The organism is Sporosarcina sp. AD_1 (assembly GCF_057373025.1).
This window is the reverse complement of record NZ_JBPVIR010000001.1, coordinates 539128-551347: the sequence shown is the minus strand read 5'-3', so window position 1 is coordinate 551347 and position 12220 is coordinate 539128. Positions and strand designations below refer to the sequence as shown.

The following is a 12220-nucleotide window of genomic DNA, read 5'->3' as shown; positions in this document are numbered from 1 at the left end:
ACTGATTTTGCAAAATGCATTGTTTTGATAAAGATTCTCCTATCAGCATCGACTAAATATACATACCTATTTTCTCATTTTAGTCATTGTAAGGCGGTTGAATAGGTGGATCAAGCGGAGTTCCAGAAGGAGTCTCATTTGGTGAATACTCAACGCCGTCTAATACATAAGTTTCTAATACTACCTTTCCATTTGTTTTGTAATAATAATAACGTTTAGGGTCGTCTTTTAGTATGACTAGAGCAACCCAATGTTTATTTCCTGGAAGATTAGTAGAACTTACAGTTAACTCAACAATTTTTTCATTTGGTATGCCGCCGTCTTCTAAATATTTTTCCACTGCAGTTTCTAGTGACTTTGCTTTATATAATCTATAACCGAATACCCCCATAACTAAAATTAAGATTGTAACAACAGCAATTAAGACTTTCTTTGTTGAGAGTTTCCATTCCATTATCATTACCCCCAGATTTCTGTTTAATAGCTTCGTTAAAGATTCTACGCAGAAAAGTTTACATTTTTCTATGCATCATTCAACTTTACTACAAACTGACCTAATGCGCAATTTGTTTATTGAAATGTCTTAAAATAGCCTACTCCTTAGATGTACTCCCCTAACCGCTCTGACTTCCAAGAATGAATTGCATGACGTTCATTCGCAGAAACCTTCTCCAAGTAGATCATAGTCGCTTCAATCTTCTCATGGCCAAGAGATCTCATTATGTCGTAAACATCTACACCATTTAGCTTTGATATTATTGCAAAAGCATGCCGGAAAACATGGGGAGTGATTTTTACTGTCCCTGCCATTCGATCATCTTGTACTTTTTCGATCTTCTTCCTGACATATTGAGAAAAATAAGAAGGAGAATACGCACACCCGGTGTTTGTTGTAAAAAGAGGTTCATCCTCTTTAGCTTGTTCAATCGGCATTAACCCTCGTACTCTCCGAAAGTTTTTGATGCTGCCTACGACTTTGTAGTCAACACATGAATAATCGCAAACATTTATGGTAACTAATCGAATACAAAAGAGTGTTGATTAGAATATATTCTATCACATCTTTCCTATCTACATAAAAAAATCATCCATTTGTTTATACAGTACATATTACGTAACAATTATGCTTCTATAAAATAATGTGATGAATTAGTAAGGTGATTTATTTCATGATAAATATAATTTAGAAATGATAATAAATTTCAGAAAATAAGGGGTGTCTGAAGTGGATGAAAAGGAGCAATTATCAGTCAAACTTTGAAAGGGGAAGCGAGCATAAAAACATATTCGTCCATTTGATGTAAGGTATGTCTTTCCTTATTTATTGCATGGAAAGAGTTGATCCAGAAAGCTACTATTCTTTACAGGGATACATGGTAAAAGGCAATATTATTAAAACGTAAAGAAAACACTTATTTCAGCATGAAGTTATTCTCGGAACAACTTTTGCGTGAGTGTACTATCATGAATCGGAAAACGGAAGTTCTCCTGATATTTTAAAAAGAATAGCTGCTTGTAATACTCTCCTTTTTCCCCTACAAAAAGTATAATATGATCAATCCCTCATCATTAACCCTACAGACTCCAAACTCAAAAGGAAAGGAATGGAGGATGCTTCATGATCAAGGAAAAGATTTGTATGTTCCTATTAAAACATGGCTAGATAGGGATGGGTATGAAGAATATCCGGAAATCTCTCCCAAGTTGCTTAGAAGAAGAGCTGACGTAGTCGCAAGGTGCGATAATCGAGTAACAGTAATAGAAATGAAAGTAGCTGTAAGCCATACAGTTATTGAGCAGGCATACGCTTGGAAAAAACTGCTCCTTTCATTTATATAGCAATACCTAAAAGTACTAAGGAGATATCTGAAGTTCTTTTATCATTATTACATGAGTGTAAAATTGGAGTTTTGGAGGTTGACGTGAAGAATCAAACAGTAAACAGAATCCAAAAAGCAATACTTAACAACCCTGTATTTAGTAAAGATTTTAATTGGGATGAGGAACTAAAACCTGAACTTAAAAGTTGGATTGTTGGAGGGGCACCGTATGGCGTTGCATTTAAAAGCGGTTATATCTCGAAAAAAAGGGTGAAAGGACGAATTTACATTTACCTAAGAAGATCATATCGAGAAAACAGCAAAGTGAAGCATGAAAATCTCTACTCATTTGGCACTTTGCCTAACGCTTTAGAAAAAATGTACTGGTTGAGAGATAACCCCGAAGAATTTCCGGAAGAATAAAAACGACGACATTTTGATTTGGAGGACTTGTACGACTGGATACTGACTTTAGAAACTAACGTTACTTCTACTGGAAGGAAATTCACTTTGTAAAGGGAAGACTAGTACATGCATTATCGTAAATCAGATTTCTATTTCTTAATAAGTATCGGTATTAGCCACTTCCCTCATAATAACGGGAGAGGTATTGTTAAGCTGAATAACACTATATTATTTTTTAAAGGAGAAAGACTTATGAATATGAAGAAAAAACGTTTCCTTGGTGCAGTTGCTGCTACCGTTGTTTTTCCTGTATTAGTAGCACCAGCACATTATCAAGCTGCTTATGAAAAACCGTTTACGGATGTTTCTAGCAAGAATGTCTACTATGACATTATTCATTCCATGAGAGATCAAGGTATTATTCATGGTTATGAAGATGGCTCGTTTAAACCATCCGAAACATTAAGCCGTAAACATGCGGCAGTACTAATCAATCGTGCAGTCGATTTGCCAAAAACAACAACCTTTGTTAAACCAAAGGATTTGTCTGAAGGAAATCCTAATTTCAATGATATCAAGGCGTTAATGGAAGCCGGCCTCTTGAAAACGAACAGTAAAGGTACTATCAATATTAACGAACCTTTAACTCGTGGAGAAATGGCTAAGATCCTAACTGTAGCCTTTGAGCTTAAAGTCAAAGCAGACTATACCTTTAGTGATATTGTTGGTTCAGAATATGAGGAACACGTTAAAACCCTGTATTCTAATGGTGTGACTACTGGTTATGAAGATGCTACATTCAAAACAAATGGCTCTTTAACACGTGCTCACTATGCAGTCTTTATGCACCGGTCAATGAATTTGGATTTTGAATATGTAGCACAGCCATTAAAACCGTCAGAAAATAACGGAAATAATACTATTCCGACATCTGGTAAAGTTCCAGGTGAAAATGATAATAAGGATGAAACACTGAAACCAACTATTCCGAATAAAGAACTAAATATGAAGCCATCACAAAACGTTAAAGATTATCCGGATGACAAAGTAACAAATAATGATGTTATTAAATTAGCGGATATGAATGTTCCAGGTGGTTTTGAAAACAGATATGATTTATTGAAACAGCAACAAGAGATTGCCAAAATACTTCAACGTCAGAACGTGATAAGACAAGAAAGCGGAACATCATATCGTGCATTGGATTCGGATTACTCTAAGGTGGTCAAACTTATCTCTACTAATACCAAAGCAAGTGAGTCAGATATTATTCAAATCATTAACTATGTTGAAGCTACAGGCAACGTGTATGATGGAGGCAATTTTTATCTTTATTTAGACTTTACAAGGGGTACTGTGGTTTATGGTTATCAATAACACAGGTGGTAATTGACGATCAAAATCGTTGAATGTAATAATGACTACTAACCTTCTTCTAATTATTTTTGTCATAGCACCTACAACAACACTGGAAGACAAAGGTGGTGGTGTTTGCATGGCTTGTTACATACCGATAGACCGATATTTATTTAATCAGTAGAGTGGAGGTGAAAAAATAACATTATTCAAAAGCGAGGAACATCGTTACTTTTTTGCTAATGAGAGAGCAAAAATGAATAAAGAGCAGCAGGACAATCCACAGCACCTCTCAACACTTTATATTCTTACTAGTACACTTGAGTTACATAATAAGATCGGAAAATATATAGACGCTGGTTCTTTTAAATTTGATTCAATGTTGTCGAAAGTAACAACTTCCGAATATCGAATCCTGCTATCGTTGGCATCAAATTTATATAACGTAGCTACGATTGTCTCTCCTCTGGAATTAATCGCTTCACTTAACGAAGAAACTTTTTATATAGCAATGAATGCTATTTACATTCGGAAAACTGGGGCAATATAGAATGAACTGTACACCGGCAACGATGCAAATTGGGAAAACACAAATATAATTACTGGAGCGAAACAATATGGAATGGTACACCAGGACAGAGATAGCTGATAATTTAGTAATTTCATTAAATTCCGTCTATCAATACGCCAAGCAGGAAAAGATTAAGAAGAACGAAGACCCTTTCCGGCAGCACAGAGAAAACCGTTATCGTAAAGAATAAGTGGATGCTCTTGCTGAGGAAATGGCTAAACAACCGTGGGGCATTCGGCTATCCTTATTGGCCAAACAACTGAAGGTTCCTGTTGTTTTACCAAATAAATTAGAGAATTACTATTTTATTAGAAAATAATCTGCAGTCTGGTGTGTTGATGAATCCGAAAGTTTATGAGCTTAATGTAAATTTGTCATTGATAAAATTCGATGTTGAAGAGTATAGAGTATTATAGAGAATTGTGAATTACTATCGTAAAATTGTTGAAATACTTCAAAAACCTAGATAAAAATGTCCCACTGGCCAACCAGAGGACAGCGCTGTTGATGTGCTTTAAATCTACTCTCGATAGGGTTATTTCGGTGGAGGGGCAGATGAATTGAAGAGGAAATGCCTCCTACAATGCCAGAACGGATTAAAGCGGCTGAACTACTCGGCAAACGCTATGCAATGTGGACTGAAAAACAAAAGATTGAAGGTATTATGCCAGTGACGATCGTGAATGATCTCGATGATTAACGTCAGTCTTAAAGAAGTGGTCGGCAGCGGCTATAAGGACTTTTTGCTGGAAATGATCGATAAAGGGTTGGCAACTGACCGACCATTCTCCGGAAGTGTCGATAATTCGTGCTAACTAACCGATAGAAAAAGAAGTGATTCATAACCCTCTATAGTAATTGAAAATTTCATTGATATCACTTGCCCACGATAATAACTTTGATGGACTCACCTGTTTCATGACCAATAAATCAAAAAAACATATTCATGTAAGTTTTCTGTAAAGTTGTATTGCCCAAAACATTCCAGCATGGTACAATCAATTTCTTGTTTCATTCCCCAACATCTCAATTACTACATACTGCAGGACGCAAAATATGCAAATTGGAGGATCTGTACTATGCAGAAACACCCTGATTTTGATTTTGAATTGGAGCGTCTCGACTACACGAAGAAATACATGCGGACACTATTGGAGGTGTCACAGCGTGATGTGAAATCCTCGCAGGAGCAAATCCGGCATTCTATGGCCGACTTGGATTATTTGGATTCCAGTTTAAGCTTCATCAACATTTTGACTAACACCCGATTCTTTGAAATGGCCCGTTCTCAGAAGGAAGGGCTGGAAGCGATCCAGCAGAAGCCTTACTTTGCCCGTATTCATTTCCAGACGGAGGGGGAGAAGGATCAGTTTTTGTACATTGGCAAGACGTCGGTTTTTCATCAGGAGACACAGGAGCCGATCATCGTCGACTGGCGATCTCCGGTTGCGAATGTCTACTATGATGGCCGATTGGGTGATTTGACGTACCATGTCCGTGACGAAGAAATCAGCGGGCATCTCTTTTCTAAACGCCAGTACAAAATTGAAGAAGGCGAACTGCTCGACATTCGAGATATCGACCTCACGACAAATGATGAGTTACTGCAAGAAGCGCTTTCGGGTAAGGCGGATGTGCGGCTTACTGAGATTGTTTCCACTATTCAAGCGGAGCAGAATGAAATCATCCGCGCTAATTTGCATCAGCCAATCATCGTGCAAGGAGCGGCGGGCAGTGGGAAAACGACGATTGCCCTTCACCGAATTTCCTATTTTCTTTATACGATGACGGATTTTCCAGCGAATAAATTAATGATTTTGGCGCCAAGCAAACTGTTCATGGACTATATTGGGGATGTCTTGCCGGAGTTAGGGGTCGGCAACATCTATCAGTCCACATTTGACGAATATATTCTCCAGGCAACGGGGGTGTCCTTGAAATTAAGTGATCCCAATGGAAAGCTGGAGCGTTTGACAGCAGCTCAGTCTTCGAAAGAAGAATCGTTATTTCTTACCCGGATGAAAGGCTCATTGAAGTATCGAACGATAATGCAGCGCTACATTGAAAAATTGGAACTGGACACAGCCGCTCTGTTTGAAGATGTGTACATTGATAAATACCGGATTATGAGAGCAACGCGATTAAAACGGCTCTTCCTGGAAGATTTCCGCTACATGCCGATCGAGAAACGTCTTGATCGGATTAAACTCGTGATGCAAACCGAGGTGACCCGGAAACGGAAACAGCTTTACGCCAACTTATCCGCAAAGTATGAAGAGGCGCTCGATAAAGCGCTCTATGGTATTCGGGACGACGAAAAACGGCGTGCCCGGATTACAAGGGTAATGGAAGAGCGGGATACGAGATTGCCGGCAATCGAGAAAGAAGGGAAATCAAAAGTCGCAACTTATATGAGGCGATTTAAGAAACACCATGTAAAGCGGCTGTATCGGAGTTGGCTGACCGACAAAGAGTTGCAGGAAGAATTAGCATTTGATTGGACGCCTAAAGAACGCAATCTATTGCTCGAGGCACACCGAAAAGAAACGTGGGAGACGGAGGATTTGGCGGCTCTCTTCTATTTGCATGTCAAAATCAAAGGACTTGCGGATGAATGGAAGATGCGCGTCGTGTTTATTGACGAGGTGCAGGATTATAGCGAATTCCAACTGGCAGCTCTGCAAGAAGGACTTGGAACGGATATGTTTACAATGGTAGGCGATCTCGCGCAAGGGATTCATAGCTACCGTGCGCTGACCTCTTGGGATCCGATCCGGGACATGTTTCCGCGGGCGACTTATACGACATTGCAAAAAAGCTACCGGACGACGATTGAAATTATGGAGTTGGCTAACGAAGTATTGAAGGATATGGAAGAGGAACTGCCACTAGTCGAGCCGGTCGTCCGTCATGGCCGTGAGCCTGAATTCTATGATATGAAAGAGTTAGAAGCAGAAAGAATCCAAGCTATTTATGAGGAAATTCAGGAACGCGGACACCGATCAGTTGCTTTGATATGTAAAACAAGAAAGGAAGCGCGGGACATTTTCAACGAATTGGAGAATGCCGGCATGCACGTTCAATTGCTAGAGGAGCAGTCCGATATCGATGGTGACCGGATGCTGATCGTTCCAAGCCATTTATCAAAAGGACTAGAGTTCGATGCCGTGATTGTGGCGGCTTTCGATGAGCCATTCCGCGATCAGCCGATTGATCGGAAGCTGATTTATGTGGCGATGACCCGGCCCATGCACGAGTTGCATCTGATCACATCCGCAAGTCCGGAAATCCTGGAAAGCGTAAAAAAGACGAGTCATGTATGATAGAGGAAGAGGTCCTGCAAAGGGCCTCTTTTTTATAATCAAAAAAAATTAAACGAAAACGAAAACTTTCTTCGACAAGATTACGAATATAGTTACGAGGGCGGAAAGACTGAGGGGAAGCTTGTGGTGACGAACATGGATGAACAACGATGGATTAGGCAAATTCAGAAGAAGGCAAGCGAACCTGCGGCGGATGCGCTTGTCTCCAAATACTACAAAGAGATGTATGCGTTTCACTATAAACAGACGATGAATGTGGAGTTGTCGCTCGATTTGACGCAAGAATTATTTATCGGCGCGTTGCAGGCAATCCGCAATTATGACAGTTCCAAAGCATCCTTCCGTACATGGCTATATAAACTGGCTTCGAATCGGCTTGTCGATTACTATCGGTCGAAAAGCTACCGGTATGCGCAGTTATCACAGCCGCTTGGCGAATATGAAGTGGAAGATACCCACGATTTTTCAATATCGCTTGAGTATAAGGAGGATGTCGAGCAGGTGATTGGAATCGTTAACAGTTTGGATGCAAAACTGCAACAAATCATCCGTTTGAAATTATTTGGTGACTATACGCTTCCGGAAATTGCGGACATGGAATCCATTCCGTTATCCACAGTCAAAACGCGGTACTATGCCGCATTGAAGTTCATCCGGAAAGAAATGGAGGCAGTTCACGATGCATAAAGAAAAGTTCGAAATTCCAATGCCTGATGATGAGACCATTCAAAAACAAGTGAAGTTGATTGTCTCGCAAGGAGTACAACCAAAAGTTTCTTTTTACTCCTTCTTGCGGGAAATGATGAGCCAAGTGGGATGGCGTCATCTTTTTTCGGATCGACTTGAATTGGGATTACTCTTTTTCATTGCGCTCTCCATTAACAGTTTGCTGTTTCTATTGCCGACAGATCTGGACGTTCAAGCCATCTACGGGGCGGTATTCCTCATTTCACCACTCGTTTTCCTAAGCTTGTCCATCTATGCTTTTGTGAATAAAACAGAGAATGCGACGTACGAAGTGGAGATGGCATGCAAATACAATGTGTATCAGATTGTCGCGTTCCGTATGCTCGTGTTCAGCATTATTGCGATTGTCACCAATACCATAGCAGTCAGTCTCATTGCCATGCATTTTCCAACCGTCGAGTTTCTGCGTGCTTATATGATATCGACAACATCACTATTTTTGTTTTCTGTCCTATTCCTTTATGCCTTGATGGGGAGGCATTCAAGAAAGTATGTCATTAGCATGGTCAGTCTTTGGCTTGTCGTCAACCTATCCGTCCAAATGATGGATGCGAATTTTTATTCCGCATTTTTGACTAAGACGCCATTAATCGTATATGCGCTCGTCAACTTAGGCTGTCTTTACGGTTTTGGCAAGTCAATTAAGAGATTAGTTCATTTCAAGCAAGTGGAAGGAGTGTTATTCAGATGATTGTTGTGAAGGATGTCTGCAAACGATATGGGGATTTCACAGCACTGGAAGATATTAATTTGGAATTTACGAATGGCCTTTACGGTCTTCTCGCACCGAACGGGGCAGGGAAAACGACGTTGATCAAAATGCTGGCAACGTTAATAAGCCCCTCTTCAGGTGAAATTCAATATAACGGAGAGAATATTGTCTCCATGGATCAGCGGTATCGTGAACTGTTAGGATTTTTGCCGCAGCAATTCGGATTCTATAAAAATTACTCACCGGCTCAATATTTATTCTATTTGGCTGCCTTGAAAGGGATATCGAAACAACAAGCGCGTGTCAAAATAGACGAGTTGTTGGCAAAGGTGGCCCTTTCAGATGTGAAACATAAGAAAATGAAGAAGTTTTCAGGAGGCATGATTCAACGCGTCGGCATTGCCCAAGCTTTGTTAAACGACCCGAAAATCCTCATTTTAGATGAACCGACAGCTGGACTGGACCCGAAAGAAAGAGCACGTTTCCGGCATTTGCTTACCGACCTGGCACGTGAACGGCTTGTCATCATTTCAACTCATATTGTTTCAGATATTGAATCGATTGCCAATGAAATCATTATGATTAAAAATAAACGATTGTTGTATAAGGATTCCGTAGAACAGATTTGCGAAACACTCCGGGATGCTGTCTACGAGACGACCGTGGACTTCAGCCAGTTGGATGAGTTCAGAAAGCGATTTGTCTTATTGTCTGAAAAGCAGGAGTACGGGAAGATGATCGTCCGTTTTATCCACAAGGGTGAAAAAGAGGAAGGGTGGATCCCAGTTCATCCACAGCTAGAGGATGTATTTCTATATGAATATCAAGATGAGATGGTCGAGGGGTTATAATGCGCATTGTCTTGTTAGAGTGTAAAAAGGTCATAATGTCTCCAGTCATCATCGGATTGTTTCTCCTTTTCACCGCGTTCAATTTGCTCGTCATCTTTAATTCATCCGATCATAAAGAAGAATTGAAGATTGTGAATGAAATCATTGATACCTATGGCAGGGATATTACGCCATCCTCCTTAGAGCTGTTTAAGAAAGATATTCAAAATGATCTTCTGGAACTGGAGCAGTTGACGGGGAAGCGGTACGACAGTGTGTATGATTTTCTTGAAGGTTTGGATGTGGAAGCGTATGAACGCTATTCCGAAAAAGAAAAGACATTCATTACACAGTTGCAGCTGAAGGAAATGTATGAATCGACAGCGAGTTCCATTGACGAGAATTACGCGAAAATCGACATTGAAAAACTTGGTGAAACTTCCTTGGAAATGTATCAGATTAGCGGCCAGGCAGCAGAAACCTATTTGACGGAAAATGAGAAATTTGCCAAGCGCTTTGAAGAAATGATTCAAAACGGCGAGCATAAGCAATGGTTTTTTGCCGGGAAAGCATATTTCATGCATACTCTCTTGTTTAAAAACATTTTCTTGCAAATGACAATTGAAATCTTGTTGCTTGTCGTCCTGTCCACATCATTCATTGCGACTTATGAGTTTGAACAACGGAGCCATCTTGTCACATTCTCCACACGGAGAGGCAGGAGATTGCTGATGGATAAGCTGGGAGCTTCTTTGGCAATGGCGGTTGCTATATCAGCATTGATCCTTGGCAGTACACTCGGAGTGTTTTTCATGGTGTTTGATTACTCGCATGTGTGGGGGACATCCATAAGCAGTGCATTCAACTGGGAGTATAATTTCCCGAATGTCGCATGGTGGGATGTATCAGTCGGCCAATTTTTGCTTGCGTCCATTGGCGTGCTATTCATAGGCCTCCTGCTAATCTCTGTTCTGACATTCGCACTCTCCATCCTCATTAAGAACAGTTACGTCACGTTCTTTCTTGTTGCAGTCGGTTTTATCCTGATTTACATGCTGCCAAGTTTCATGCCAGGTTCATCCAATTGGCTATTTGTTGCCGGGTATACATTGCCGACACTGCTCATGGCAATTTCGGGTTTATTCATGGGAAGCAGCGGGTTGATTTTTTTTAAGAACTTCGAGTGGGTGACCTTATGCGTTTGGACGGCGATTACAATCATTACTCTTTTTATCTCCTATAGAAGGTTCGCAAAATTGGATATTCAATAAGGGGGGAGATCATGCGGATTTTATGGAATGAAATGAAAAAGATTTTGACATGGAAGTCGTTGTTGCTGCTTTTGATTATCAATTGCATCCTCTATTTCTTCCTCATCGATTTTTATATTAAGCATTTTCCGAATGGAAGGCCGGCACTTGATTCGTATCGGATTGGCATCGAGATGATCGAAAAGTATGGACCTTCCATGGATGATGAAGAATTCAAGGATTTTATGAAAGTTTATGAGGCAAGAGTTGAAGAAGCGGACAGATACTTGCAGGCGGAGAAAGTGGCCGTATCAGAATTAATTGACACGTATGATAAATTTAATTCCTATGATTGGGGCAACGCCTCGAAGGAAGCAGGTGAGCTCCGAGATCGACTGTTTTTCGAGGATGGTACTGATTTGTTTTGGGAACTGCAGGAAAGGAATCGCCTGATAGGTTTCTATGATGGCAAAGAAATGTATGCGAGTGATATTACGCCTGCTCAAAAACAGCGATATGAAGAATTAGCTAAAGAGGGGTTCTTCGGCACCTATCCAGAAGTCGCTATCAGCAATTTTCAAGACTATATTACAAATGTGGCGGTCGCCATCTTGTTCAGCGTCGTGGCTGTCATATCGCCGATGATCTTGGAAGATCGCACAAGACATGTAGTGCCCTTACAATATACATCGAAAAAAGGAAGAAACGTGCTTAATACCAAACTGCTTGCCGGCTTCCTATCGACTTTGCTTGTCATCACAAGCTTGCTTGTTATTTATTTGAGCTTATATTCGCTCAATGACACATCGATGTATTTCAATGTCCGAATCAACTCGTTCATTGGGAATGAATCCTGGTACAATCCGACCTTTTTACAGTACATCTTGTTTACAATAGGAGGCATCTATCTTGTTGGCATCGCCTTTGGGCTGGTCGCAATGGGCTTTTCGGCGATTGTGCCTAACACCCTGGCATTGCTTGGTGTACAGATTCCTTTCGTTGCCGGCTTTCTCATTTTCGGCTTGAACCGAATGATTACTTTTCCCATGTATATGTGGTTTCCAAAGTGGCAAATGCCAGTTTTCTACGGACTGCTATTGCTAAGCAGTGTAATTTTCGTGTGGTATGTAAATCATCGAGAGAAAAAGATGGATATTACGATATGAAGAAACGAGGGCTTCCCATCGCAGGAGGCCCTCGTTTGTA

General features: G+C 40.4%; 12 protein-coding genes. 10 read left to right on the top strand and 2 right to left on the bottom strand.

All coding sequences use genetic code 11. The features are described 5' to 3' along the window. Positions 1–79: 79 nt before the first annotated feature. Both ACSW3C_RS02715 and ACSW3C_RS02710 read right to left on the bottom strand, forming a co-directional pair. On the bottom strand, positions 80–454 hold the full coding sequence (locus ACSW3C_RS02715; protein WP_486560744.1) for a hypothetical protein: 375 nt from the start codon (positions 452–454) through the stop codon (positions 80–82). Positions 455–600: 146 nt separating this feature from the next. After that, positions 601–933 carry a tyrosine-type recombinase/integrase gene (locus ACSW3C_RS02710; protein ID WP_486560743.1) on the bottom strand — a complete coding sequence of 111 codons (333 nt, stop codon included), beginning with the start codon at positions 931–933 and terminating at the stop codon, positions 601–603. Between the two features lie 875 nt (positions 934–1808). Between ACSW3C_RS02710 and ACSW3C_RS02705 the strand changes: the two genes are divergently transcribed. From ACSW3C_RS02705 to ACSW3C_RS02660, 10 genes are all read left to right on the top strand, one after another. Next, positions 1809–2243: a hypothetical protein gene (locus ACSW3C_RS02705; RefSeq protein ID WP_486560742.1), complete on the top strand. Its 435-nt coding sequence runs from the start codon at positions 1809–1811 to the stop codon at positions 2241–2243. A gap of 234 nt (positions 2244–2477) precedes the next feature. Continuing rightward, positions 2478–3602 carry an S-layer homology domain-containing protein gene (locus ACSW3C_RS02700; RefSeq protein WP_486560741.1) on the top strand — a complete coding sequence of 375 codons (1125 nt, stop codon included), beginning with the start codon at positions 2478–2480 and terminating at the stop codon, positions 3600–3602. A gap of 178 nt (positions 3603–3780) precedes the next feature. Next, complete coding sequence (locus ACSW3C_RS02695; RefSeq protein WP_486560882.1) at positions 3781–4131, top strand: DUF6075 family protein; 351 nt, start codon at positions 3781–3783, stop codon at positions 4129–4131. A 704-nt stretch (positions 4132–4835) separates the two neighbouring features. Further along, entirely contained in the window at positions 4836–4967 is a 132-nt protein-coding gene (locus ACSW3C_RS02690) for a hypothetical protein (RefSeq protein WP_486560740.1), read from the top strand. A gap of 264 nt (positions 4968–5231) precedes the next feature. After that, positions 5232–7475, top strand: a complete 2244-nt coding sequence (gene helD, locus ACSW3C_RS02685; protein WP_486560739.1) for an RNA polymerase recycling motor HelD — start codon at positions 5232–5234, stop codon at positions 7473–7475. A gap of 135 nt (positions 7476–7610) precedes the next feature. Next, the gene (locus tag ACSW3C_RS02680) at positions 7611–8162 is read left to right on the top strand and encodes an RNA polymerase sigma factor (protein WP_486560880.1); all 552 of its coding nucleotides are present in this window, start codon (positions 7611–7613) and stop codon (positions 8160–8162) included. After that, on the top strand, positions 8155–8913 hold the full coding sequence (locus tag ACSW3C_RS02675) for a hypothetical protein (RefSeq protein ID WP_486560738.1): 759 nt from the start codon (positions 8155–8157) through the stop codon (positions 8911–8913). The genes ACSW3C_RS02680 and ACSW3C_RS02675 overlap by 8 nt, the downstream gene beginning before the upstream one ends. Continuing rightward, complete coding sequence (locus ACSW3C_RS02670; RefSeq protein ID WP_486560737.1) at positions 8910–9785, top strand: ABC transporter ATP-binding protein; 876 nt, start codon at positions 8910–8912, stop codon at positions 9783–9785. The genes ACSW3C_RS02675 and ACSW3C_RS02670 overlap by 4 nt, the downstream gene beginning before the upstream one ends. Continuing rightward, positions 9785–11035, top strand: coding sequence for a hypothetical protein (locus tag ACSW3C_RS02665; RefSeq protein WP_486560736.1), 1251 nt, complete (start codon positions 9785–9787; stop codon positions 11033–11035). Before ACSW3C_RS02670 ends, ACSW3C_RS02665 begins: the two co-directional genes overlap by 1 nt. An 11-nt stretch (positions 11036–11046) precedes the next feature. Then, positions 11047–12180, top strand: a complete 1134-nt coding sequence (locus ACSW3C_RS02660) for a hypothetical protein (RefSeq protein ID WP_486560735.1) — start codon at positions 11047–11049, stop codon at positions 12178–12180. The last annotated feature ends 40 nt before the right edge of the window (positions 12181–12220 follow it).